Source organism: Hydrogenophaga laconesensis (assembly GCF_031457235.1).
Classification (GTDB): Bacteria; Pseudomonadota; Gammaproteobacteria; order Burkholderiales; family Burkholderiaceae_C; genus Hydrogenophaga; species Hydrogenophaga laconesensis.
This window is the reverse complement of record NZ_JAVDWE010000009.1, coordinates 39,799-64,738: the sequence shown is the minus strand read 5'-3', so window position 1 is coordinate 64,738 and position 24,940 is coordinate 39,799. Positions and strand designations below refer to the sequence as shown.

Below are 24,940 nucleotides of genomic sequence, written 5' to 3'. Positions count from 1 at the left end.
AAACGGTCTCTTCTTCAGTTCTGAGGTGGCAGCGCGGCAATGGTGCCCTGCGCCACGGCGCAGAGCTTTTCCACGCCGTCCTTGAGGACGAACACATCGCAGCGGCAGACCGATTGCGTCTTCCCCGTGTGCACGGCCTCGGCGCGGGCAATCAGCCGCTCGCCGATCGCAGGCCTCAGGTAGTTGATCTTGAACTCCGCCGTGACCACCCGCAAGCCCAGGGCACTGCCACCGGCGTAGGTGAGCGCGTTGTCGGCCGCGTAACTGAGCACGCCGCCGTGCACGAAGCCGTGCTGCTGCTTGACCGACTCACCGATGGGCACATGCAGCTCGCAGCGCCCCCGGGAGAACGCGGCAAGCTCGGCACCGATCAGGCGCGAGAACGGCTGGGCCGCCAGCACCTCTCGCCCCATGGCCAGGAATTCCTCGGGGCTGACGCTGGCCTCGGCCATGGCGGCTCGCCTTCAGAGCACTTCGAATATGCCAGCCGCGCCCATGCCGCCGCCGATGCACATCGTCACGCAGACGCGCCTGGCGCCACGGCGCTTGCCTTCGATGAGCGCGTGGCCCGTCAGGCGCTGGCCGGACACTCCATAGGGGTGGCCCACGGCGATGGCACCGCCGTTCACGTTGAGGCGGTCGCCCGGAATGCCCAGCTTGTCGCGGCAGTAAATCACCTGCACCGCGAAGGCCTCGTTCAGTTCCCACAGGTCGATGTCGTCCATCTTCAGGCCCAGGCGCTTGAGCACCTTGGGAATGGCGAACACCGGGCCGATGCCCATTTCGTCAGGCTCGCAACCCGCGACCGCAAAGCCAAGGAAGCGGCCCAGCGGCTGCAGGCCACGCTTCTCGGCCAGGGTTTCGTTCATCAGCACGCAGGCGCCGCCGCCATCGCTGAACTGGCTGGCGTTGCCGGCAGACACCAGCCCACCCGGGACGGCAGAGCGGATGCCGCTGATGCCTTCCTTGGTGGTGCCAGCGCGAATGCCTTCGTCGTTCTCCACCGTCACCTGTTTGGTGATCAGGCCCATGACCTTGTCGGCCACGCCGGCGGTCACGGTGATCGGCGCAATCTCGGCCTTGAACAGGCCGGCTTCCAGCGCGGCTGTGGCCTTCTGCTGGCTGGCGGCGCCGTATTCGTCCATGGCGTCGCGGCCGATGTTGTAGCGCTTGGCCACCTGCTCCGCAGTCTGCAGCATGTTCCAGTAGATCTCGGGCTTGTTCTTCACCAGCCAGGGATCGGCCAGCATGTGGGTGTTCATTTCCTGCTGCACGCAGGAAATGCTCTCCACGCCACCGGCCACGTACACATCGCCCTCGCCCGCAATGATGCGCTGCGCGGCCATGGCGATGGTTTGCAGGCCGGAGGAGCAGAAGCGGTTGACGGTGACGCCCGAGGTGGTGATGGGCAGCCCGGCGCGCAGCGCGATCTGGCGCGCGATGTTGGCGCCGGTGGCGCCTTCGGGATTGGCGCAGCCCATGATGACGTCGTCCACCTCGGCGGCCTCGATGCCGGCGCGCTGCACGGCGTGCTGCACCGCATGGCCACCCAGGGTGGCACCGTGGGTCATGTTGAAGGCGCCCTTCCAGCTCTTGGCCAGGGGGGTGCGGGCGGTGGAAACGATGACGGCGTTGGTCATGATGAATGTTCTCCTGATTCGGTCTTTTGCTGGCGGTGGGCTTAGTTGAAGGTCTTGCCTTCAGCGACCAGACGGGCCAGCAGCGGCGCCGGCTCCCAGAATTTCGCGTCGTCCAGCGGGTTCTTCGCAAAGCGCTTCATGCTCTGCACCACATTGAACAGTCCCACCGTGTCGGCGTAGATCATCGGGCCGCCACGGTGGATGGGGAAGCCGTAGCCGAAGATGTAGACCACGTCGATGTCGCTCGCCTTGTTGGCAATGCCTTCTTCCAGGATGTGCGCAGCCTCGTTCACCAGCGCGTAGATGAGGCGCTGCACGATCTCCTCGTCGGAAATCTTGCGCGGCGTGATGCCCAGTGACTTGCGGTGATCCTCGATCATCTTCACCACCTCGGCGTTCGGGATCGCATCGCGCTTGCCCGGCACGTAGTCGTACCAGCCTGCGCCGGTCTTCTGCCCGAAGCGGCCCTTCTCGCACAGCAGGTCGGCGGTCTTGCTGTACTTCATGTCCGGCTTTTCCACATAGCGGCGCTTGCGGATCGCCCAGCCGATGTCGTTGCCGGCCAGGTCGCCCATGCGGAACGGGCCCATGGCCATGCCGAACTTCTCCATCGCCTTGTCCACCTGCTCGGGCGTGCAGCCCTCGTCCAGCAGGAAGCCGCCCTGGCGGCCGTACTGCTCGATCATGCGATTGCCGATGAAGCCATCGCACACGCCCGAGACCACAGCCGTCTTCTTGATCTTCTTGGCCACGGCCATCACGGTGGCCATCACGTCCTTGGCGGTCTTGTCGCCCCGCACCACTTCCAGCAGCTTCATCACGTTGGCGGGGCTGAAGAAGTGCAGGCCCACCACGTCCTGCGGACGCTTGGTGAAGTTGGCGATGGCGTTCACATCCAGCGTGGAGGTGTTCGACGCGAGGATCGCGCCGGGCTTCATCACGCGGTCGAGTTCCTTGAACACCGTCTCCTTGACGCCGATGTCCTCGAACACGGCCTCGATCACGAGGTCGGCCGAGCCGATATCGTCGTAGCTCAGCGTGGTGCTGAGCAGCGACATGCGCTGTTCGTACTTGTCCTGCTTGAGCTTGCCCTTCTTCACCTGGGCTTCGTAATTCTTGCGGATGGTCGCGATGCCGCGGTCCAGCGCCTCCTGCTTCATCTCCAGAATCTTCACCGGGATGCCCGCGTTGAGGAAGTTCATGGAAATGCCGCCGCCCATGGTGCCGGCGCCGATCACGGCCACGGACGCGATCTCGCGCTTGGGCGTGTCTTCCGGCACGTCGGGAATCTTGCTCGCGGCGCGTTCGGCGGTGAACAGGTGGCGCAGCGCGCGGCACTCGGGCGTCCACATCAGGTTGATGAAGATCTCTCGCTCGAAGGTCATGCCATCGTCGAACTTCTTCTTGGTGGCGGCTTCCACCGCGTCCACGCACTTGGCGGGCGCCGGGAAATTCTTCGACATGCCCTTGACCATGTTGCGCGCGAACTGGAAGTACGCATCGCCCTTCGGGTGCTTGCAAGGCAGGTCGCGCACCTTGGGCAGCGCACTGCCATCGGCATGTTTCGCGGCCATCTCGCGGGCCAGGGCCAGGGCTTCCTCCGCCAGGCTGTCCGGCGATGCGGCCAGCTTGTTGAACAGCATCTGGCCCGGCACCTGCGCCAGCATTTCGCTCTTGACGGCTTCGCCGCTCACGATCATGTTCAGCGCGGGTTCCACGCCCAGGGCGCGCGGCAGGCGCTGCGTGCCACCGGCACCCGGAATCAGGCCCAGCTTCACTTCGGGCAATGCCACGTTGGTGCCGGGTGCGGCAATGCGGTAATGGCAACCCAGTGCCAGCTCCAGGCCGCCGCCCATGGCCACCGAGTGAATGGCCGCCACCACCGGCTTCGAGGCGTTTTCCACCGCCAGAATGACCGACAGCAGGTTCGGTTCGGCCAGCGCCTTGGGCGAGCCGAACTCACGGATGTCCGCACCACCCGAAAACGCCTTGCCCGCACCGGTGAGCACGATCGCCTTGACCGCCGGATCGCCCTCGGCCTTGGCCAGCCCATCGGTGATGCCTTGCCGCGTCGACAGGCCCAGGCCGTTGACCGGCGGGTTGTTCATGGTGATGACGGCCACATCGCCGTGGACCTTGTACTCAGCGGTCATGAAAGCTCCTTCGTTGTGTATGTCGGGCAGTGCCTGAGGGCGTTGACTGTGACGCTCTTCTGTAAAAAGAACGATCGTTCGATTCTAGAAAGATTGTGCGGCGCCGCAAAGGGGCGGGTGTCGCCGGCTTGTCTCGGGAAAGGTGAAACGCGGAAAGACTGTGTACCGGGCTGCAGCCGGAGCGCGTGCCCGGACCCAGGATGCCGTGGGTCCGGCTCCGCCGGCCCACAGGCATCGCCCCCCAGTGGGGGGTGACGCCGCAGGCGGCGCAGGGGGATTCCCGGTGCCGGGCCGCCCCAAGCCGGGAAAGCCCCCTTGGGGGGCAGCGACCCGCGCAGCGGCGGAGCGTGGGGGCCACGCTCTAAACCTCCAGCCACTCCTTGCGGGTGTATGGATCGGCGCGCAGGCTCTCCGGTGTGCCCTGGAACACGATGCTGCCGTGCCCCATCACCAGCGCGCGGTCGGAAATCGCCATCGCGATGGTCAGCTTCTGTTCGATCAGCAGCACCGACACGCCGCGCGACTTGAGCGTCTGCAGGTACTGGCCCACCAGCTCGACAATCTTGGGCGCCAGGCCTTCTGTGGGTTCGTCGATGATGATCAGGTCCGGGTCACCCATCAGCGTTCGGCACAGAGTCAGCATCTGCTGCTCGCCGCCCGAGAGCACGCCGGCCTCGGTGTGCTGGCGCTCGCGCAGGCGCGGGAACATGTTGTACATGTCCTCGAAGGTCCAGCGCGAGCCCTTGCCGCTGCCCTTCTGGCCCAGCATCAGGTTCTGGTGCACCGTGAGCGTGGGGAAGATGTCGCGGTTCTCGGGCACGTAACCCAGGCCCAGGTGTGCCACCTCATAGGCCTTCCTGCCCATGATCTGCTGGCCCTTCCAGTGGATGCTGCCCTGGCAGTCGACCAGGCCCATGACGGCCTTGGCGGTGGTGGAGCGGCCCGAGCCGTTGCGGCCCAGCAGCGCGACGATCTCGCCCGGCTGCACCTCGAAGCTCACGCCGTGCAGGACGTGGCTCTTGCCGTAGTAGGCGTGGAGATTTTCGATCTTTAGCATCTTGGTACTCCGCTGGGCCGCCCCAAGGAGGGCCGCGCCCCCTCGGGGGGCAGTGCAGCGGCAAAGCCGCAAACGTGGGGGTTCATGCTGCCGCTCCCTGAGCATCTGCCACGTGAGAACCAAGATAAGCCTCCTGCACGCGCTGGTTGGCCCGCACGGCCGCGGGCGTGTCGAAGGCCAGCACTTCGCCATAGACCACCACGGCGATCCGGTCGGCCAGGCCGAACACCACGCCCATGTCGTGCTCCACCGTGAGCAGGGTTTTGCCCACGGTCACTTCCTTGATGAGGCTGATGAAGCGACTGGTCTCGCTCTTGCTCATGCCGGCGGTGGGCTCGTCGAGCAGGATCACGTTCGCGCCACCGGCGATGGTGATGCCGATCTCCAGCGCGCGCTGCTCGGCGTAGGTGAGGTTCATGGCCAGCACGTCGCGCTTGCGGTCGAGCTTGATCATTTCCATCAATTGCTCGGCGCGTTCGTTGGCGTCGTCGAGGTCGGCCAGGAACTTCAGGAAGGTGTACTTGTAACCCAGGCTCCAGAGCACACCACAGCGCAGGTTCTCGAACACGCTGAGCTTGGGGAAGATGTTGGTGATCTGGAAGCTGCGCGAGAGGCCGGCGCGGTTGATCTCGAACGGCTTCTTGCCATCAATGCGCTGGCCATTGAGCAGCACCTGCCCGCTGGTGGGCGCGAATCGGCCACTGATGAGGTTGAACAGTGTGGACTTGCCGGCCCCGTTGGGGCCGATGATGCCCACGCGCTCACCGGCGTTCACGGCCAGGTTCACGCCGCGGATGATCTCGGTCTTGCCGAAACTCTTGCGCAGGTCTTTCAGCTCGAGCGCGTAGTTCGATGGGGCGGTGCTCACAGGGCTTCCCTTCGCTTGATTTCCTTTTCGATGTATTCCTGGATCTCGCCCCACTGGCGCAGGAAGGCGCGGCGCGTGAGCTCGAACAGCCCGAAGCCGGTCAGCAGGACCATGCCCGCGCCGAACCAGCTGTTGAGGCCGTGCGCATCCAGCGGCACGCCGAGGAAGCGCAGCTCGGAGCCCAGCGTGGTGTTGAGCTGCAGGTGGTAGACCATCTCGATCATGGCCGCAGCACCCGCCAGCATCACCAGCGCGGTGCCGGCCAGGGCGAGGTAACTCACCCAGAGTTCGCGCAGCCGCCCGAAGGCCGCCACGCGCAGGTTCATCATGATCAGGCTGGCAATGCCGCCCGGCGCGTACATCACCATGAACAGGAAGATCAGGCCCAGGTACAGCAGCCAGGCCTTGGTGAGCTCGGACAGCAGGATCAGTGCGAGCACCATGAGCACGCCGCCGATGATGGGGCCGAAGAAGAAGGTGGCGCCGCCGAGAAACGTGAACAGCAGGTAGGCGCCAGAACGTGCCGCGCCCACCACCTCGGCCGTGACGATCTCGAAGTTCAATGCGCCCAGGCCGCCGGAGATGCCGGCGAAGAAGCCCGCGATGATGAACGCGAAGTAGCGCACCTTCTGCGTGTCGTAGCCCACGAACTCGACGCGCTCCGGGTTGTCGCGCACCGCGTTGAGAATGCGGCCCAGCGGTGTGCGCGTGAATGCGTACATGAGCGCGACCGAGATGAAGGTGTAGACCGCGATGAGGTAGTACACCTGCACCTGCGGGCCGAAGGTGACGCCCATGAACGGCTTGCCCGCCATGCGGTCGCCCGACACCCCGCCCTCGCCGCCGAAAAACTCGGGGATCATGAGCGAGAGAGCGAACACCAGTTCCCCCAGGCCCAGCGTGATCATGGCGAAGGTGGTGCCGGCCTTGCGTGTGGTCACGTAGCCGAACAGCACGGCGAAGAACACGCCGGCCAGGCCGCCCACGATCGGGATCAGCGACACCGGCAGGCTCAGCGTGCCTTCGGTCACTCGGTTGAGCGCGTGGATGGCCATGAACGATCCGAGCCCGGTGTAGACGGCATGGCCGAAGCTCAGCATGCCGCCCTGCCCCAGCAGAATGTTGTAGGACAGGCAGGCAATGATGGCGATGCCCATCTGCGAGAGCACGGTCATCGCCAGGCCACTGGTGAAGATTTTCGGCGCCACGATGAGCAGCAGCGCGAAAAGGCCCCAGGTCAGCCAGCGCCCCACGTTCAGGGGTTTGAATTCGTAGTACTTGGTCGTCATGGATCAGGTCTCCCGCTTGCCCAGCAGCCCACGGGGGCGGAAGATGAGGATGAGCACGAGGAACAGGTACGGCAGGATGGGCGCCACCTGTGACAGCGTGAGCTTGATGTACGAGTTGTTGCGCAGGGCGTCGGACAGCGGCAGGCCGATCTGGTCGGCCAGCGTGAGCAGCGAGTACTCGAAGGCGACGGCGAAGGTCTGCACGACGCCGATGAGCAGCGAGGCGACGAACGCGCCCGAGAGCGAACCCATGCCACCGACCACCACCACCACGAAGATCACCGACCCCACGGTCGCGGCCATGGCGGGCTCGGTCAGGAAGGTGCTGCCGCCGATCACGCCCGCCAGCCCGGCCAGCGCGGAACCCGCACCGAAGACCAGCATGAACACGCGCGGCACGTTGTGGCCGAGCGATTCGACCGCCTCCGGATGCGTCAGTGCGGCCTGGATCACCAGACCGATGCGGGTGCGCGTGAGCAGCAGCCATACCGAGGCCAGCATCACCACCGCCACCAGCATCATGAAACCGCGCGTGGCAGGGAACGGCGAGCAGACCACGCGCACCGCGGCATCGGCCGCGCTGCACATCTCGGGCGCCGCAGCACCCCACACCAGGCGCATGCCATCGATGGAATGGTTGATGAGGGTGAACACCGGGCCGCGAAGCTCTTCGGGCGGGCGGAATTCGACCGCGATGCGGCCCCAGATCAGCTGCACCAGTTCGACGATGACATAGGACAGACCGAAGGTCACGAGAAGCTCGGGCACGTGGCCGTACTTGTGCACCTTGCGCAGGCACTGGCGTTCAAACGCCGCACCGAGCAGGCCCACCACGATGGGCGAAATCAGCAGCGCTGGCCAGAAGCCGACGAACTGCGCCACGGTGTAACCCACGTAGGCACCCAGCATGTAGAAACTGGCGTGCGCGAAATTGAGCACGCCCATCATGCTGAAGATCAGCGTCAGCCCCGAACTCAGCATGAACAGCAGGAGCCCGTAGCTCAAACCGTTCAGCATCGAGATGATGAAAAACTCCATTCCCTCAGACCTTCCTCATCGTTGCAAGTGAAAGAGCCCGAAACGGCACCCCGTGTCGGGCTCTCTCTGCGCTCGACACCCCCTCAAGAGACACCGCGGAACCGGCTCTGCCGGGCCGCCAGTGTCGCCCCCTAGAGGGGGGCGCGCGAAGCGCGGCGGGGGTGAACCCTCATCCAGGTCGTTTCATCTGGCAGCTGGTGGGCGTGCTCGACACATAGTTCGGGTACTCCGCCACCGGTGCCAGCGTCATGCCGGTCTTCTCCGGGCTGTACGGGTACTTGGCATCGGCCTTCTGCCACACCGACATGTACAGCGGCTGCTGCAGCTGGTGGTCGGTCTTGCGCATCTGCACCTCACCGTTGAAGCTCTTGACCGTCAGGCCTTCCATGGCCGCGGCCACCTTCACCGGGTCGGTCGATTTGGCCTTGGCCATGGCGGCGCCCAGCATTTCGAAGATGCGGATCGTCGCACCCGTGTAGAAATCGTCGTTGTACTTCTGGTTGAACTCCTTCATCCAGGTGTCCATCTGCCCACCCATGTTGTAGTGGTTGTAGGCGATCTGGTAGACCCGGCCCGCACCGTTGGTGCCCAGCGCCGTCGGCGTTCCGGTGACACCGGCGTAGTACGTGAAGAACTTGCCGTTGTAGCCGTTCTCGTTGGCCGCCTTGATCAGCAGGGAGAGGTCCGAACCCCAGTTGCCGGTGATCACGGTGTCGGCGCCCGAGGCCTTGATCTTGGCGATGTAGGGCGCGAAGTCGCGCGTCTGGGCCAGCGGGTGCAGGTCTTCGCCGACGAACTGGATGTCCGGACGTTTGCGCGTGAGGGCGTCCTTGCCGTACTTCACGACCTGATGGCCATGCGAGTAGTTCTGGTTCAGGAAGTACACCTTCTTGATGTCGGGCTGCTTGGCGATGAAGCTGGCCATGGCTTCCATCTTCATGGAGGTGTCCGCGTCGAAGCGGAAGTGCCAGTAGCTGCACTTGCTGTTGGTGAGGTCCGGGTCGACCGCGGAGTCGTTGAGGTACAGCACTTCCTTGCCGGGGTTGCGGGCGTTGTGCTTCTCGACCGCATCGGCCAGCGCCAGGGCCACGGAAGAGCCGTTGCCCTGGATGATGTAGCGCGCGCCCTGATCGATCGCCGCCTTGAGGGCATTGAGGCTTTCGGCCGGGCTGAGCTTGTTGTCGATCGGGGTGACCTCGAACTTCACCCCGGCCGGGTTGCCCTTGCCGCTGAACTTCTCGGCAAAGAACTGGTAGCCCTTGATCTGGCTCACGCCCACGGGGCCAAGCAGGCCCGTCAAGGGATCGATCCGCACCATCTTGACGGTTTCGCCCGCCTGGGCAAACGTTGCACCTGCAGCCACCAGCATGGCGGCGCCAGCCACGATCTTCACGGTCAGTTTCATAGCTTGTCTCCTTGTTGAACGAATCGAATGACGCAGCGTAAAGGCTTCTGGTGCGGTGCAGCGTAGGGGATTGCCCGGGCTTCTATCGCGCAGGCGACAAAACGCCGCGCGATGGTGCGCTCACGCCCCTGGCAGCACGTAGTCCTTGAGCTGCTCCCGCAGGGTCATCTTCTGCATCTTGCCGGTGGCGCCGAGTGGAATCGCGTCCACGAAAACGACGTCATCGGGGATCTGCCACTTGGCAATCTTGTTCTCGTAGAACGCCAGAAGTTCCTCTCGTGTGAGTTCGGTGCCGGGCTTCTTCACCACCACCACGATGGGGCGTTCGTCCCACTTGGGGTGCTTCATGCCGACACAGGCCGCCATGGCGACGGACGGATGTGCCATCGCGATGTTCTCCACGTCGATCGAACTGATCCATTCACCCCCGGACTTGATCACGTCCTTGCTGCGGTCGGTGATCTGCATGAAGCCGTCGGCATCGATGGTGGCCACGTCACCAGTGGGGAACCAGCCATGGCCCTGAGCGTCGTAGCGCAGCGGGTCACCGCCCTCGCCCTTGAAGTAGCTGGCGATGATCCAGGGACCGCGCACCAGCAGGTCGCCGTAGCTCTTGCCATCCCATGGCAGCTCTTCGCCGGCCTCGTTGACGATCTTCATGTCGGCACCGAAGATCGCGCGGCCCTGCTTGAGGCGCACCTTCAGTTGCTCTTCTGGCGACAGCGCGAGCTGTGCGTTCTTGAGCGTGCACACTGTGCCCAGCGGCGACATCTCCGTCATGCCCCAGGCGTGCAGCACCTCCACGCCGTACTGGTCGTTGAAGGCGCTGATCATCGCCGGCGGGCAGGCGGAGCCGCCGATGACGGTGCGGTTGAGCGTGCTGAACTTGAGCTTGTTGGCCTGCAGGTGGCCCAGCAGCATCTGCCAGACGGTGGGCACGCCCGCGGCCATGGTCACCTTTTCGGCCTCGATAAGTTCGTAGACCGACTTGCCGTCCAGCGCCGGGCCAGGAAACACCAGCTTGCAGCCAACGGCCGCCGCCGCATACGGCAGGCCCCAGGCATTGACGTGGAACATCGGCACCACGGGCAGCACGCTGTCGCGCGCCGAGAGGCACATGGCATCGGGCAGTGCCGCGCCGAACGCGTGCAGCAGCGTCGAGCGATGCGAATACAGCGCGGCCTTGGGGTTGCCCGTGGTGCCACTGGTGTAGCACATGCTCGACGCGGAGTTCTCGTCGAAGGTCGGCCAGTCGTAGGTGTCGGGCTGGGCGCCGATCCATGCCTCGTAGCTCTTGAGGCCGGGGATGCCGCTGTCGGCGGGAAGCTGGTCGGCATCGCACAGCGCAATCCAGTGTTTCACCGTGGGGCATTTCGCGGCCACGGCCTTCACCAGCGGCAGGAAGGTCATGTCGAAGCAGAGCGCCTGGTCTTCCGCGTGGTTGACGATCCAGACCAGTTGCTCGGGATGCAGGCGGGGATTGAGCGTGTGCAGCACGCGGCCGGTGCCGCTCACGCCGAAATACAGTTCCAGATGGCGATAGCCGTTCCACGCCAGCGTGGCCACGCGATCGCCCTGTTCGAGGTTCAGGCTGTCGATCGCGTGCGCCACCTGCCGTGAACGCCGCGCGATCTCGCCCCAGCTGCTTCGGTGGATGTCTCCCTCCACCCGGCGGGAAACGATCTCGCCACCTGCGTGGTGCCGCTCGGCGTGCACGATCAGCGACGAAATCAGAAGGGGTTGGCTCTGCATCTGGCCCAGCATGGGAAATCTCCTGTCGATGAGGGGGTTGGTGTCGGCGCTCATCGTAGCGGCTCGCCCTGCAGGAGCACCCCGGGGATATCCATGGGAGATACCCTCGGTGTCCATTGCGGGACACGATTGGCCTGCCCTCATCAACACGGTGTTGCGGCGAATGGTGTGAATGGCGGTGGGTCGGGTTGATCCCTGTCAAGGCGTGGTGCTGATCTGCGCGCTGGTTTGCGACGCATTGAAATGCACCTGCGCGGGCCACGGCTGCCAGCTTGCGCCCAGCACGGCATGATTGGGGTTGCCGGTGCGGGCAAAGCTGCCCAGGCTGGCCATCATGTGGTCCGACAGCGCCAGGCGACCCCCCCGGTTGGCGTTGCCACCGATCGCATTGGAGAACAGCGACGGCCCGAAGTTACCGAACAGGAACGGAAGATCGAACGCATGCGCGGCGCCGTACACGGTGTTCCATGGCGCGGGTTGCTGGGCCCAGTCGAACTGGTAGTGCCAGACCTCGGCCTGCCGCGTCCGCAGCGTGTTGAGCACGTTGTCGCGGCCGACGTTGAAGGACGCGGCGGTGAGCTGCGCGGCGCGCGCCGTCCAGCCGGTCACCGGTGTGCTGGCGGGCACGTAGGCGGCGTTGAGGATGTCACCTTCGGTCAGCGGCGTCGGCGCATCGGGGTTGAAGCTGGCCCACAGGTCGAACAGCTGGGCATCGGTGATGATGAAGCCGGGTGGACCGCCGAGCAGGGTCAGGAAGCTGGGGAACAGCTTGCCCTCCTCCAGCGTCGTACCCGCGAGCACCGGCACCGCGTTGTAGTGGCCGGCGGCCATGGCCGAGATCGGGTCCAGCGGCAGCACCGCACCGTCAGGAATCGGCCCGGAACCGGTGAGGCCGTTGGTCAGCAAGGTGGTGAGGATGGCGCTCCCCGCCTTGCCGCGCAGGTAGGCGGCCACCTGCGCCGACGACTGTGTGGCGACATAGGCCTGCGCGCTCGTCAGGTCGGAGGCCAGTCCGTCGGCGATGAGCAGGCGCGCCAGCAAGGTGTTGGCCTGCGCCAGCGAGGTGGCGGCCGGGTTGAGCGAGGGAATGGTGCCCGGCGGCAGGTTGCTGGCCAGCGAGATGCCGCCCGAGATCGGCACCGCCTTGTGGAACAGGCCCGCGCCCAGCGGCGACGCCACCAGCGACCAGACATTGGTCGCGCCCGCCGACTGCCCCATCAGCGTCACGTTGCCCGCGTGGCCACCGAAGGCCGCTGCGTTCTGCTGCACGAAGCGCAGGCCCTGCACGATATCGAGCAGGGCGAAATTGCCCGAATCCTCGGCACTGTCCACGCCGCCTTTCAACTGCGGCAGATTGAAAAAGCCCAGCACACCCAGGCGGTAGTTGAGCGTCACGACCACCGCGTTGGCGGCGCGCGCCAGGGCCGCGCCGTCGTAAATCGGATCGGCGGTGTAGCCAGTGATGTTGCTGCCGCCATGCACGAACACGATGACGGGCAGGCCCGTGGCGTCCGTGGCCGGCCGCCACACGTTGAGGAACAGGCAGTCTTCGCTGCCCACCGGCGTGTTCAGCGTCGTGCCGATGGTGGCGTCGTAGCGGTTGTTGGCGCCCGGGCCGTAGAGGCGGCCGTTCTGCAGGCAGGCGGCACCAAACACCGTGGCGTCTCGCGTGCCGCTCCAGGTGGCCACCGGCGCGGGGGCCTTCCAGCGCTGCGCGCCCACCGGCGGCTGGGCAAAGGGAATGCCCTTCCATGAATAGGTGCCCTGGGTGGCCGCATCGTTGCTGCCCTTGACCGCACCTTGCGCGAGTTGCCGGACTTCGGGCCCGGCCGCCTCCGGGGGGGCGCTGGAACCACCGCCGCCACAGGCCGCGAGAACGAGGCAGGCCGTGCCCGCCAGCCACCATCGGGTGCCGCTGTTCATGTCTTGTCTCCTGTCGTATTTGTTCGAACCCGGAAAAGCGCTTGCGCCGGCGGCTGAAATCCCGTTGAATTCCAGCTTTCCGGTGGCGCCCTCTATCCTGCGGAAATTCTAGAAATAGGTGCCCGAAGCGCCGCTATCGCAACACGACCAATCGAGTGACTTCACGACGCCAAACCGCCCCCAGAAGAAGCAGTTCCGCCCTCTGGGTCAGATGCCTCACCGACATGTTCGCCTCGCGGGGCCTGGATGCGCCCCGCCTGCTGGCCGGTGCCGGCATCGATGAGACCGTGCTGAACGATCCGGACGGCCGCGTCGAGGTGGATGAGATCACCCGGCTGTGGGAACTGGCCGTGGCCTGGTCGGGCAACCCCGCGCTGGGCATGGAACCCGGGCTGCCGGCCCGCTTTGTCAATTTCGACACCGTGGGTTACGTCATGCTGGCCAGCCCCACGCTCAAGGCCGGGCTGGTCAACCTCTCGCGGTACTACGCGGTCATCTCCGACGCCATCACGCTCGAACTCGAGCCCGAGGGCAACAACTGCTGGCTCGTGCTCGGCCTCATCGGCAATACACGCCCGCTGCCGCGGCAACGGCTGGAATACAGCCTGCTCACGGTGGCGTCGCTCTGCCGGTGGATCACGCGACGCGACGTGCAGCCACTGGCGGTCGAATTCTGCTACCCCGAACCGGCCGACGCAGCGCCTTACGTGCAGGCGTTTGGCTGCCCCGTGCGCTTCGGCCAGCCGCGCATACGGCTGCTGCTGACCAACGCCGACCTGGAAATGCCCCTGCTCTCCAGCGACCCGGTGCTGTTCGACATGCACCAGCGCGTGACCGAGTCGCGCCTGGTGCGGCTGGGCCACGCCAGCGTGGGGCATCGCGTCACCGAGGAAATCATCCACCGCCTGCACCTGGGCGAACCGCGCCGCGAAGACATCGCCAGCAGCCTGGCCATGGCCGACCGCACCCTGCAGCGCCGTCTGCGCGAAGAGGACACGAACTTCCAGCAACTGCTGGACGATGCCCGGCGCGACCTGGCCCAGAAGTACCTGGCCGAAGACCGCTACCCCCTCAGCCAGGTGGCCGACCTGCTGGGCTTTGCCGACCAGAGCAACTTCTTCCGCGCCAGCAAGCGGTGGTTTGGCGTGTCGCCGGGTCAGTACCGCACACGGCTGCTTGAAAACGAGCCGCTCGCCGAGCCGGATTGACCCTGCGCCCGCCCATGTCGGCCCCGAGGGAGACAATGACCGGCATGAACCGACCCGTCGACATGGCCGCATCCCTCGATCTGGGCCTGCCCTGGAACAACCGCTTTGCCCAGTTGGGCGAAGCCTTCTATTCACACCGCCCCCCGACGCCCCTGCCCTCGCCCCACTGGGTCGGCACGAGCCCGGCGGTGGCCGATCTGCTGGGGCTGGACCGCGCATGGCTCGCATCCCCGGCCGCCCTCGATGCCTTTACCGGCAACCTGCCGATCGCCGGCACGCAGCCGCTGGCCAGTGTGTACAGCGGCCACCAGTTCGGCCACTGGGCCGGCCAGCTCGGCGATGGCCGGGCCATCCTGCTGGGCGAGGTCGATGCCGGGTCCGGCCCACAGGAGGTGCAACTCAAGGGCGCGGGCCTCACGCCCTATTCCCGCATGGGCGATGGCCGCGCCGTGCTGCGCAGCTCGATCCGCGAGTTCCTGTGCAGCGAGGCCATGCACGCGCTGGGCATTCCCACCAGCCGCGCGCTGTGCGTGACAGGATCGCCTGCGCCGGTGCGCCGCGAGGAGATCGAGACCGCGGCGGTCGTCACCCGCGTGGCGCCCAGCTTCATCCGCTTTGGCCACTTCGAGCACTTCTCGCACCATGGCCTGCACGACGAGCTGCGGCAGCTGGCGGACTACGTCATCGACCGTTTCTATCCGGCCTGCCGCGAGGTGCCGGGCAGCGCCTATGCCGCGCTGCTCGAAGCCGTGAGCGCGCGCACCGCGGGGATGGTGGCGCAATGGCAGGCGGTGGGCTTCTGCCACGGCGTGATGAACACCGACAACATGAGCATCCTGGGCCTGACCATCGACTACGGTCCGTTCCAGTTCCTCGATGCGTTCAACCCGGGCCACATCTGCAACCACTCCGACACCGGCGGGCGCTACGCCTACAACCGCCAGCCCAACATCGCCTACTGGAACCTGTTCGCGCTGGGCCAGGCTCTGCTGCCACTGATGGACGACCAGCAGCAGGCGCTGGACGCGCTCGAGCCCTACAAGGCGCTGATGCCGGCCGCCCTGCAGCGCCGCATGAACGACAAGCTCGGGCTGACCCGCGTGGAAGACGGCGATGCCGATCTCACCGAGTCCCTCATGAAGCTGATGGCCGCCGACGCGGTGGACTTCACCATCTTCTGGCGACGCCTGAGCCACGCGGTCGCGGGGCCGATCGAGTCGGTCCGTGACCTGTTCCTGCAGCGCGAGGTCTTCGACACCTGGGCCACACGCTGGCGCGATCGCCTGCAGTCGCAACCTGGTTTCGACGCTGCCGCGACGCAGGCGCGCATGCTGCAGACCAACCCGAACGTGGTGCTGCGCAACCACCTGGGCGAGATCGCGATCCAGCGCGCGAAGCAGGGCGACTTCAGCGAACTGGCCCGGTTGCAAAACGCGCTGGAGCACCCATTTGAAGAGCTTCCCGGCCAGGAAGACCTGGCCGCCTTCCCGCCCGACTGGGCCAGCCAGATCGAAATCAGCTGTTCGTCGTGAAACACCCCCGCCGCGCTTCGCGCGCCCCCCTCAAAGGGGGCGGTGCCTGCGGCCCGGCCAAGCCGGCTCCGTGGCACCTCTCGAAGGAACAGCGTCATATGAACCATCGAAAGGAAATTGCATGAGCTTTCCCATCCAGAAAACCGAAGCCGAGTGGCGCGAAGTGCTGGCGGCCAAGGGCGCCGAGCCCCGCGCCTTCGACGTGACGCGCCATGCGCACACCGAACGGCCGTTCACCGGCAAGTACGAACGGGTGTGGGCCGATGGCAGCTACCACTGCATATGCTGCGGCAACAAGCTGTTCGATGCCGACACCAAATTCGACGCGGGTTGCGGCTGGCCCAGCTTCTCGCTGGCAGTGCCCGGCGCCATCACCGAAATCACCGACCGCAGCCACGGCATGGTCCGCGTGGAAACCGTGTGCAGCCAGTGCGGCTCGCACCTGGGCCATGTGTTCGAAGACGGCCCGGCGCCCACCGGCCTGCGCTATTGCATGAACTCCGCATCGCTGGAGTTCCAACCCGGGAAGGAAACGCCATGAAAGCCCAGAGCATCCTCGAGACCATCGGCAAGACGCCACATGTTCGCCTGCAACGCCTGTTCGGCAACGCCAGCCAGCAAGTGTGGGTGAAATCCGAACGCAGCAACCCCGGTGGCTCGATCAAGGACCGCATCGCCCTGGCCATGGTGGAAGACGCCGAACGCTCCGGCGCACTCAAACCGGGCGGCACCATTGTGGAACCCACGTCCGGAAACACCGGTATCGGCCTGGCCATGGTGGCCGCGGTGAAGGGCTACAAGCTGATCCTGGTCATGCCCGACAGCATGTCCGTCGAGCGCCGCCGCCTCATGCTGGCCTATGGCGCCACCTTCGATCTCACGCCGCGCGAGAAGGGCATGAAAGGCTCCATCGCCCGCGCCGAGGAGATCGTGGCCAGCACGCCCGGCGCCTGGATGCCGCAGCAGTTCAACAACCCGGCCAACGTGGACGTGCACGTGCGCACCACGGCCGAAGAAATCGCCGCCGACTTTCCCGAGGGCATTGACGTGCTGATCACCGGCGTGGGCACGGGGGGCCACATCACCGGTGTGGCTCGCGTGCTGAAGAAGCGCTGGCCCAGGCTCCAGGTGTTCGCGGTGGAGCCGGCGGCTTCGCCCGTCATCTCCGGCGGTGCGCCCTCGCCCCACCCCATCCAGGGCATCGGTGCGGGCTTCGTGCCCAACAACCTGGACACCAGCCTGCTCGACGGCGTGATCCAGGTCGATGCCGAACCCGCGCGCGAGATGGCACGCCGCTGCGCGCGGGAGGAAGGCATCCTCGTGGGAATTTCCTCTGGCGCCACGCTCGCCGCCATCTCTCAGAAGCTGCCCGAGTTGCCCGCCCATGCCGTGGTGCTCGGTTTCAACTACGACACCGGCGAGCGTTATCTGTCGATCGAGGGGTTCCTGCCGGCATGAAACAGCTCAAAGACATCCGCCTCTCCATGCTCGATCTGGTGGCCGTGCGCGAAGGCGGCACCGTGGCCGACGCGCTGTCCATCGCGCTGCGCACGGCCCGGCACGCCGAATCGCTGGGCTTCACGCGCTACTGGCTCGCCGAGCACCACAACATGAGCGGTATCGCCAGCTCCGCCACCGCCGTGCTGATCGGCCACATCGCGGGCGGCACGCAGCGCATGCGCATCGGCTCCGGCGGCATCATGCTGCCCAATCACGCGCCCCTGGTCGTGGCCGAGGCCTTCGGCACACTGGCCGAGCTCTACCCGGGCCGCATCGACCTGGGGCTGGGCCGCGCACCCGGCACCGACCCACACACCATGCGCGCCCTGCGCCGCGACCGCGTGGAGACCGAGGCCGACTTCCCGCGCGATGTCGCCGAGCTGCAGCAGCTGCTGGGCCCTGCCTCGCCCGGGCAGCGCCTGGTGGCCAACCCTGGCGCGGGCACCAATGTGCCAATCTGGCTGCTGGGCTCCAGCCTGTTCTCGGCCCAACTGGCGGCCGAGCGCGGCCTGCCCTACGCCTTCGCCTCGCACTTCGCGCCGCGCCTGCTGCTGCAGGCGCTCAACGTCTACCGCACGCATTTCCAGCCTTCGGCAACGCTGGCCGAACCCTATGCCATCGTCGGCGTGCCGCTGGTGGCGGCGCCCACCGATGAGGAGGCGGAGTTCCTCGCGAGCAGCACCTACCAGCGCGTGCTGGGCATCATCACCGGCCGTCGCGGCCAGTTGCCGCCGCCGGTGAAGGGCTTCATGCAAAACCTGCACCCACAGGAGCAGGCGGCCATTGCCGACTTCCTGGCAGCGGCCGTGATCGGCGGGCCCGATACCGTGCGCGAAGGCCTGCAGTCCCTCGCCCAGGTGACGCAGGCGGATGAGTTCATGATCGTGAGCGACCTGTTCGATCCCGACCTGCGCCTGCGCTCAATGACCCTGACGGCAGAAGCCATGGCCACCCCGGCGAGCGTCGCGCAGCCGGCCTGAGTGAACGATGCGCCAGCGCTTGAGTCCGTAGCAGCTACGGACTTTAAGCTCGGTGCACCAATTCACTTCCAGCCCTGCACCACCGCGTTCATCGTGCTGCCCGTGTTCGCCGTGTACCTGACGGTGTTCCAGATCCGCCCGGAAGAGCGTGCGCTTCAGCCCCGGCTTCGACATCTGCAGGGCACAGGTCCGGCGCTGGATCTGAGGCCTCAGACCCCGCCGCGCACCATCTGCATCACCTGGCCAGCGTCCAGCGATGCGGCCTTCTGCTGGATCTGCGGCAGGTACTGCGCCTGCATCTGCTTGGCCGGCCCCAGCAGGTCCTGGAAGGTCTGCCTGAGCAGTTCGGTGCTCATGACCCGGCCCCCTGCGTAGTAGCGTTTGGCCACCTGGCCCAGCGCATAGGTGGTGGCGAAGGAGAACGCCATGCCGGTGGCCGCGCCCCCCATGCGGCCCACGGTGCGCCCGGCGGCCTTCCCGAGCAGTCCACCCAACAACTTGCGGCCGAACTGTTCGAGGTATTGCGAGGTCAGGCCCACACCCACCGCCGCGATGAATTCGCGGATATGGCCCTGGTCCAGTTCGACGCCGTGCGCCTTGCCGATGGCGTACACCATCTTCACCTGCAGCGGGATGATGGCCATCGAGGCCCAGGACTGGGGCAGCAACTCCAGCGCGCCGTTGAGCAAGGCGTGGTTGAGGATCGATTTGTCCAGATCGACGCCAGGCGCCACGGTGGCGGCCACCACCGGTGGTGCGACAGGAGCCTTCGCGGGCACGCCCTTTTCGGCGGCGTCCACGATGGCATCGGCCTCACGGTCGAACGCTGCAGCCTCGCTGGCGTCCAGCTTCAGGCGGTTCTTCAGGTCCGCGAGAAAAGCCGTTTCAGGCGGGCTCTGCCGACCGTCGGCATCGCAGACGCACACCGCCATTTCATACGCCAGCTGCCGTTGGCCGGCGTCCTGCAGGCCTGCCACGGCATCGGCCAGCGAAACGCGCTTGAGCAGCACGTCCTGATACAGACGCACCAGCATGGGGCCACCCGATTCGTGCGGCAGGGTTTCCGTCATGCGCCGGATCGCCTCCCGCTCGGTGTCGGCCTTGCTGCCATCGGCAAACGCGGCCAGCAGGGCAATGGTGAGGATGGACTGCTGTTCCTGTGGGGTCATGCGGGAAATGGCTCCTGAAAAGGATGAATCGGAAAGACAGACACGATAGAGAGCCTGTGCGGGGCGGCAAGTTCCAAAGCCCCGCCTAAGGATGGGCCAGGACCAAGCCCGATAATCGCGCCATGCGCTTTCTCATCGACTTCTTTCCCATCGCCCTTTTCGTGATCGCCTACAAGATGGCCGACATCTACACGGCCACTGGGGTGCTGATGGTGGCCACCCTGGTCCAGACGGGTGTCATCTATGCGATCGACCGCAAGCTGCAGACCCTGCACAAGGTGACGCTGGTGCTGGTGCTGGTGTTCGGCGCGCTCACGCTGCTGCTGCACGACGAGCGCTTCATCAAGTGGAAACCCACGGTGCTGTACGCCAGCATGGCCATCGTGCTCGCCGCCGCACTGTGGATCTGGAAGAAGAACTTCCTGCAGATCCTGCTGGGCAGCCAGCTCAACCTGCCAGCCAACGTCTGGGCGCGTCTCACGGCGGCCTGGGTCGGCTACTTCCTGTTCATGGCAGGCATCAACGCCTATGTGGCGGCGTACTACTCCACCGAAGACTGGGTGAACTTCAAGCTCTGGGGCTATGTGTTCCCGGTGGTCTTCATCGTCGGGCAGGGCCTCTACATCGCGCGCTACCTGAAAGAAGACGACGCCGTGGAGAAGAAGCCATGAGCGACACACCTGTGGTGCCCACCGCCGGAACGATCGAGGCGGTGCTGCGTGAGTCGCTTGCCCCGACCGTGCTGGACGTGCTCGACGAAAGCGCCGCCCACGCGGGCCATGCGGGCGCCAATGGCCTGGGCTACGGCACCCATTTCCGTGTGCGCATTGGCGGGCCTGCGTTCGCGGGCCGCAGCCGCGTCGCGCAGCACCGCCTTGTGTATGATGCGCTGCGCCAATTCACCGATGCCGGCCTGCACGCGCTGGCCATCGAAATCAAGGCCTGAAGCCCCGACAAATTCTTTCAGCCGCTACGTTCTGATACCTGTTCGCTGAAACCACACCCTACGCTGTGGCTCCAACTTTTTTTCTTCCGAGGAACACCATGAAATTTCCCCTGACGGCCCTTACTGCGGCTGCGCTCATCACGGTTGCCCCCTGGGCTCTGGCCCAGAACGTGGCCATCGTCAACGGCAAGCCCGTTCCCTCGGCCCGTCTGGCGGTGCTGGAGCAGCAGATCGCAGCCTCTGGCCGGCCGGTGGACGACAACGTGCGTGCCCAGCTCAAGGAAGAAGTGGTTCTGCGCGAGATCTTCATGCAGGAAGCGCAGAAGCGTGGCATCGCCGCGTCCGACGACTACAAGAACCAGATGGAACTGGCCCGGCAGACCATCATGATCCGTGCATTGTTCGCGGACTTCCAGAAAAAGAACCCGGTGACCGACGCCGACGTGAAGGCCGAGTACGACAAGTTCGTCGCGGCCAATGGGGGCAAGGAATACCGCGCCCGCCACATCCTCGTGGAAACGGAAGACGAAGCCAAGGCCATCATCGCCAGCCTCAAGAAGGGCGGCAAGTTCGAGGAGATTGCCAAGAAGCAGTCCAAGGACCCTGGATCCGGTGCCAACGGTGGCGACCTGGACTGGGCCGCCGCCGCCAGCTACGTGCCCGAATTCTCCGAGGCCATGATCAAGCTGGAAAAAGGTCAGATGACGCAGGATCCGGTGAAGTCGCAGTTTGGCTGGCACATCATCCGCGTGGACGACGTGCGCACCGCCGAACTGCCCAAGCTGGAAGATGTCAAGCCGCAGATCGAGCAGCAGATGCAGCAGCAGAAGCTGGCAGAGTTCCAGAAGACGCTGCGCGAGAAGGCCAAGGTCCAGTAAGGCCCGCTACACGCCATGCAGAAAGCGCGGCCCGGCCGCGCTTTTTTTTGCCCGCCTCAGCTGCGGCCCACGGCCAGCCACAGCAGACCGATCATCACCGGCTGGTGCAGCAGGTAGTAGGACAGGCTCCATTGCCCGAGCTTCATCACGCCACGCTTCACGCCGGTGGCCGGGGCGTCATTCGCACCCAGCCACATCGGCCGGTGGCGCAGCGCCCACTGACCCGCGGCCATGCCCCACCACATCGCACCGAGCCAGGGAATGAGCGGCACATAGTCTTCGGTGATGGGCTTGCGATCAATCAGACCCAGCCAATTGAGCCAGGTGTCGTTCAGCACACCCAGCGCAGGCCAGATGGTCATCGCGGGCGGTGCGGCCCACTTCAGGGCGATCGCGGCAGCCCCGAGCACCCACAGCCATGCACCCCAGCCCGCCGTGGCGCGCACGATGATGAGCATCACCGCGATGCCGTGCAGCACGCCGAAGTAGATGAAGCTCTTCGGAAACATCGCCACCGATCCCGCCGTCACCAGCAGCGCCGCGCCGGCCACCTGCAGCCAGCGCTTCCAGAAGCGCGCCCAGCTCTGCTGCTGGTGCACCGCCACCGCCTGCGACAGACCGGCCGTGAACAGGAACAGGCTGACGATGGCGGTGCGCTGGCCGGTCCAGAACGGGTCGCGGTAGAAGTTCTCCTGGATCAGCCCGAAGAAGTTCAGGTCGAAGCAGAAGTGGAAAGCGGTCATCCACAGCATGGCCGCCGCGCGCAGCAGGTCGATCCGGTCGAGGCGCCGTGCCATGGCGCGGCGTCAGGCCGATGCGCGCTGGATGCCCAGCAGCATGTCGGCCAGCGCCCTGGGTTCGCTAATCATCGGGTCGTGGCCGGTGGCCAGTTCCAGCACCTGCCAGCCGGGCTCGCTGCGCACGCGCTTGCGTGCGGGCGCGATGGTGGGCAGCGCGGGCGAGGTGCAATCGATGAACGTGCGGGGCACCGCAGCAACGGCTTCGCCGCTGTAGTCGAGCGGCTGCTGGTACAGCCGGAAGGGTTGTGGCGTCTGGCGCCGGTTGACCCAGTCGCGGTCCGCGCCGTCCAACCCGAAGATCGAGGCATCTGGCGGCGGGAAACTCAGGCCGCCGCTGGGCCTGGACGCTTCAATGCGCGCCTGGCGCGTCTCCGCCGACTGGTGGCTGCTCCAGCTGTCACCGGGGTACGGCACGGCGGCGTCGAGGAAGACCAGATGGGCCAGCGAACCCGGTCGCTCGCGCTGCAGGCGGTCTGCCACACCGGTGATCACAACGCCGGCATAGCTGTGGCCGACCAGCACCACGCGCTGCAGCTCCTCCGCCTCGATGAGACCGAACACATCCTCGATGTGGGTATGCAGATCGACAGACGGACTCAGCAGGTGGGCGCGCTCGCCCACGCCGGTGAGCGTGACCGCGTGCGTTTCCACGTCCGCACCGCGCAACAGCGGCAGCACGCGGCGCCAGCACCAGGCGCCATGCCAGGCCCCGTGAACGAGCACGATGGCGGGTTTTGCGGTGTCGGGGCTTGGGGGCATGGGCGTTCTCCGGGACAATGTCGGGTTGCTTTCCGGCCCGATTCTGCACGCACAACGACCGCCATGCTGCCCCACCAGATTGAACTGCTCTCCCCCGCCCGCGATGCCGACATCGGTATCGAAGCGGTGAACCATGGCGCCGATGCGGTGTACATCGGTGGCCCGTCCTTCGGCGCGCGCACCAGCGCGGACAACCGAGTGCAGGACATCGCCCGGCTGGTGAAGCACGCTCACCGCTTCGGCAGCCGCATCTATGCCACCATGAACACCATCCTGCGCGACGACGAGCTCGAGCCCGCGCGCAAGCTGGCCTGGCAGCTCTACGACGCCGGGGTGGACGCGCTGATCATCCAGGACATGGGCCTGCTGGAAATCGGGCTGCCGCCGATCCAGCTGCACGCCAGCACGCAGACCGACATCCGCACGCCCGAGAAGGCTCGTTTCCTTCAGGACGCCGGCTTGTCCAAGCTGGTGCTGGCGCGCGAACTCACGCTGCCGCAGATCGCCGCCATCCGCGACACGCTGGATGCCGAGCGCTGCCTGATCGAGTTCTTCATCCACGGCGCGCTGTGCGTGGCCTACAGCGGCCAATGCTACGTGAGCCACGCGCACACCGGGCGCAGCGCAAACCGGGGCGACTGCTCGCAGGCGTGTCGGCTGCCTTACGAAGTGAAGGACAGCCAGGGCCGCATCGTCGCGCACGACAAGCACGTGCTATCGATGAAGGACAACAACCAGAGCGACAACCTCCGCGCTCTCATCGACGCGGGCGCGCGCAGCTTCAAGATCGAAGGCCGTTACAAGGACATGGGCTACGTCAAGAACATCACGGCGCACTACCGCCGGCTGTTCGACGAGATCCTGGACGAGCAGCCGGAGCTGGCCCGGGCCTCCAGCGGGCACTGCACGTTCGCCTTCTCACCCGACCCCGACCAGAACTTCAACCGCGAGTTCACCGACTACTTCGTGCAAGGCCGCAAGGAAGACATTGGCGCGTTCGACACCCCGAAGAACCCGGGCCGTCCGATCGGCTGGGTGACCCGGGTCGGACCGAATTTCGTTGAACTGGAAACCGATGATCCGGCCGTCGTGATCCACAACGGCGACGGGCTGTGCTACCTGGACCTGCACAAGGAACTGGTGGGCCTGCAGATCAACCGTGCCGAACCCGCAGGAGCCGCCGGCCAGTGGCGCGTGTTCCCCAAGGACGACATGGGTGGCCTGCGCCATCTCAAGCGCGGCACGGTGGTGAACCGCAACCGCGACATGGACTGGGTGCGCACGCTGGAAAAGAAGTCCGCCGACCGGCGCATTGGCGCCTGGCTGCGCCTGGAGGACAGCGCCGAAGGCCTGACCCTCACCGTCACCGATGAAGACGGCCATTGCGCCGCCGCCACCCTGCCCTGCACGCTCGAGCCCGCGAAAGACCCCGCGCAAGCCGAGGCCCGGCTGCGCGAGAGCCTCTCACGCCTGGGCGAGACGGTGTTCGAGCCGATCGACGTGTCGCTTCAGCTTTCGCAGCCCTGGTTCGTGCCTGCCTCGCTGCTCAACCCCCTGCGGCGCGACGCCATCGCCGCGCTCGAAACCGCGCGCGCTTCGGCATGGCAGCGCCTGCCACGGGCCGTGCCGGTGGACCCGCCCGTGGCCTACCCGGAAGACACGCTGACCTACCTGGCCAACGTGTACAACCACAAGGCGCGCGATTTCTACGCCAGGCACGGCGTGAAAGTGATCGCCTCGGCTTACGAAAGCCACGAGGAAGAAGGCGAGGTGAGCCTGATGATCACCAAGCACTGCGTGCGCTTCTCGCTCAGCCTGTGCCCCAAGCAGGCCAAGGGTGTGACGGGGGTTCAGGGCACCATCCGCGCCGAACCCATGAGCATCACGCACGGCAACGAGAAACTCACGCTGCGCTTTGATTGCAAGCCCTGCGAAATGCACGTGGTCGGTCGCATCAAGCCCAACGTGATGCAGGCCGCGCCTGCCAGCCCGCTGAAGTTCTACCGCACGCGGCCCACCTCCGTCACCGCGAACTGACCCTGG

General features: G+C 65.9%; 22 protein-coding genes. 9 read left to right on the top strand and 13 right to left on the bottom strand.

The genetic code is table 11. The features are described from left to right. Positions 1-14 precede the first annotated feature (14 nt). From J2X09_RS16110 to J2X09_RS16065, 10 genes are all read right to left on the bottom strand, one after another. Positions 15-452 (bottom strand): PaaI family thioesterase, encoded by a 438-nt coding sequence (locus tag J2X09_RS16110; RefSeq protein ID WP_204731258.1) that lies wholly within the window; start codon positions 450-452, stop codon positions 15-17. A 12-nt stretch (positions 453-464) separates the two neighbouring features. Continuing rightward, on the bottom strand, positions 465-1,640 hold the full coding sequence (locus J2X09_RS16105) for an acetyl-CoA C-acyltransferase (protein WP_204731259.1): 1,176 nt from the start codon (positions 1,638-1,640) through the stop codon (positions 465-467). A gap of 41 nt (positions 1,641-1,681) precedes the next feature. Further along, positions 1,682-3,793 (bottom strand): 3-hydroxyacyl-CoA dehydrogenase NAD-binding domain-containing protein, encoded by a 2,112-nt coding sequence (locus J2X09_RS16100; RefSeq protein WP_204731260.1) that lies wholly within the window; start codon positions 3,791-3,793, stop codon positions 1,682-1,684. A gap of 361 nt (positions 3,794-4,154) precedes the next feature. Continuing rightward, positions 4,155-4,850, bottom strand: a complete 696-nt coding sequence (locus tag J2X09_RS16095; RefSeq protein WP_204731261.1) for an ABC transporter ATP-binding protein — start codon at positions 4,848-4,850, stop codon at positions 4,155-4,157. Between the two features lie 82 nt (positions 4,851-4,932). After that, positions 4,933-5,718 (bottom strand): ABC transporter ATP-binding protein, encoded by a 786-nt coding sequence (locus tag J2X09_RS16090; protein ID WP_204731262.1) that lies wholly within the window; start codon positions 5,716-5,718, stop codon positions 4,933-4,935. Then, the gene (locus J2X09_RS16085; RefSeq protein WP_204731263.1) at positions 5,715-7,007 is read right to left on the bottom strand and encodes a branched-chain amino acid ABC transporter permease; all 1,293 of its coding nucleotides are present in this window, start codon (positions 7,005-7,007) and stop codon (positions 5,715-5,717) included. The genes J2X09_RS16090 and J2X09_RS16085 overlap by 4 nt, the downstream gene beginning before the upstream one ends. 3 nt (positions 7,008-7,010) lie before the next feature. Continuing rightward, entirely contained in the window at positions 7,011-8,045 is a 1,035-nt protein-coding gene (locus tag J2X09_RS16080) for a branched-chain amino acid ABC transporter permease (RefSeq protein WP_204731264.1), read from the bottom strand. A gap of 169 nt (positions 8,046-8,214) precedes the next feature. After that, positions 8,215-9,450 carry a branched-chain amino acid ABC transporter substrate-binding protein gene (locus J2X09_RS16075; RefSeq protein ID WP_204731265.1) on the bottom strand — a complete coding sequence of 412 codons (1,236 nt, stop codon included), beginning with the start codon at positions 9,448-9,450 and terminating at the stop codon, positions 8,215-8,217. A 120-nt stretch (positions 9,451-9,570) separates the two neighbouring features. Beyond that, complete coding sequence (locus J2X09_RS16070) at positions 9,571-11,214, bottom strand: 3-(methylthio)propionyl-CoA ligase (RefSeq protein ID WP_204731921.1); 1,644 nt, start codon at positions 11,212-11,214, stop codon at positions 9,571-9,573. 186 nt (positions 11,215-11,400) lie between these two features. Next, positions 11,401-13,125, bottom strand: coding sequence for a carboxylesterase/lipase family protein (locus J2X09_RS16065; protein WP_204731266.1), 1,725 nt, complete (start codon positions 13,123-13,125; stop codon positions 11,401-11,403). Positions 13,126-13,349: 224 nt separating this feature from the next. Between J2X09_RS16065 and J2X09_RS16060 the strand changes: the two genes are divergently transcribed. The 5 genes from J2X09_RS16060 to J2X09_RS16040 all read left to right on the top strand — a co-directional run bounded on the left by J2X09_RS16060 (position 13,350) and on the right by J2X09_RS16040 (position 18,345). Continuing rightward, entirely contained in the window at positions 13,350-14,333 is a 984-nt protein-coding gene (locus J2X09_RS16060; RefSeq protein ID WP_204731267.1) for an AraC family transcriptional regulator, read from the top strand. 14 nt (positions 14,334-14,347) lie between these two features. Next, entirely contained in the window at positions 14,348-15,865 is a 1,518-nt protein-coding gene (locus tag J2X09_RS16055; protein WP_374726511.1) for a protein adenylyltransferase SelO, read from the top strand. Positions 15,866-15,986: 121 nt separating this feature from the next. Next, positions 15,987-16,406, top strand: coding sequence for a peptide-methionine (R)-S-oxide reductase MsrB (gene msrB, locus J2X09_RS16050; RefSeq protein ID WP_204731269.1), 420 nt, complete (start codon positions 15,987-15,989; stop codon positions 16,404-16,406). After that, positions 16,403-17,323 (top strand): cysteine synthase A, encoded by a 921-nt coding sequence (gene cysK / locus J2X09_RS16045; RefSeq protein WP_204731270.1) that lies wholly within the window; start codon positions 16,403-16,405, stop codon positions 17,321-17,323. Before msrB ends, cysK begins: the two co-directional genes overlap by 4 nt. Then, on the top strand, positions 17,320-18,345 hold the full coding sequence (locus tag J2X09_RS16040; RefSeq protein ID WP_204731271.1) for an LLM class flavin-dependent oxidoreductase: 1,026 nt from the start codon (positions 17,320-17,322) through the stop codon (positions 18,343-18,345). The genes cysK and J2X09_RS16040 overlap by 4 nt, the downstream gene beginning before the upstream one ends. A 209-nt stretch (positions 18,346-18,554) precedes the next feature. On the opposite strand, the gene J2X09_RS16035 is transcribed toward J2X09_RS16040, so the two are convergent. Further along, the gene (locus J2X09_RS16035) at positions 18,555-19,514 is read right to left on the bottom strand and encodes a YcjF family protein (RefSeq protein WP_204731272.1); all 960 of its coding nucleotides are present in this window, start codon (positions 19,512-19,514) and stop codon (positions 18,555-18,557) included. A gap of 122 nt (positions 19,515-19,636) precedes the next feature. Between J2X09_RS16035 and J2X09_RS16030 the strand changes: the two genes are divergently transcribed. The 3 genes from J2X09_RS16030 to J2X09_RS16020 all read left to right on the top strand — a co-directional run bounded on the left by J2X09_RS16030 (position 19,637) and on the right by J2X09_RS16020 (position 21,338). After that, positions 19,637-20,185, top strand: a complete 549-nt coding sequence (locus tag J2X09_RS16030) for a septation protein A (RefSeq protein WP_204731273.1) — start codon at positions 19,637-19,639, stop codon at positions 20,183-20,185. Further along, entirely contained in the window at positions 20,182-20,460 is a 279-nt protein-coding gene (locus J2X09_RS16025) for a BolA family protein (RefSeq protein ID WP_204731274.1), read from the top strand. The genes J2X09_RS16030 and J2X09_RS16025 overlap by 4 nt, the downstream gene beginning before the upstream one ends. A 98-nt stretch (positions 20,461-20,558) precedes the next feature. Continuing rightward, positions 20,559-21,338 carry a foldase protein PrsA gene (locus J2X09_RS16020; RefSeq protein ID WP_204731275.1) on the top strand — a complete coding sequence of 260 codons (780 nt, stop codon included), beginning with the start codon at positions 20,559-20,561 and terminating at the stop codon, positions 21,336-21,338. A gap of 56 nt (positions 21,339-21,394) precedes the next feature. On the opposite strand, the gene J2X09_RS16015 is transcribed toward J2X09_RS16020, so the two are convergent. Both J2X09_RS16015 and J2X09_RS16010 read right to left on the bottom strand, forming a co-directional pair. Then, positions 21,395-22,135, bottom strand: coding sequence for a heparan-alpha-glucosaminide N-acetyltransferase (locus tag J2X09_RS16015; protein WP_204731276.1), 741 nt, complete (start codon positions 22,133-22,135; stop codon positions 21,395-21,397). Between the two features lie 9 nt (positions 22,136-22,144). Continuing rightward, entirely contained in the window at positions 22,145-22,897 is a 753-nt protein-coding gene (locus J2X09_RS16010) for an alpha/beta fold hydrolase (protein ID WP_204731277.1), read from the bottom strand. Positions 22,898-22,960: 63 nt separating this feature from the next. Between J2X09_RS16010 and J2X09_RS16005 the strand changes: the two genes are divergently transcribed. Then, positions 22,961-24,934 (top strand): peptidase U32 family protein, encoded by a 1,974-nt coding sequence (locus J2X09_RS16005; RefSeq protein ID WP_204731278.1) that lies wholly within the window; start codon positions 22,961-22,963, stop codon positions 24,932-24,934. Positions 24,935-24,940 lie beyond the last annotated feature (6 nt).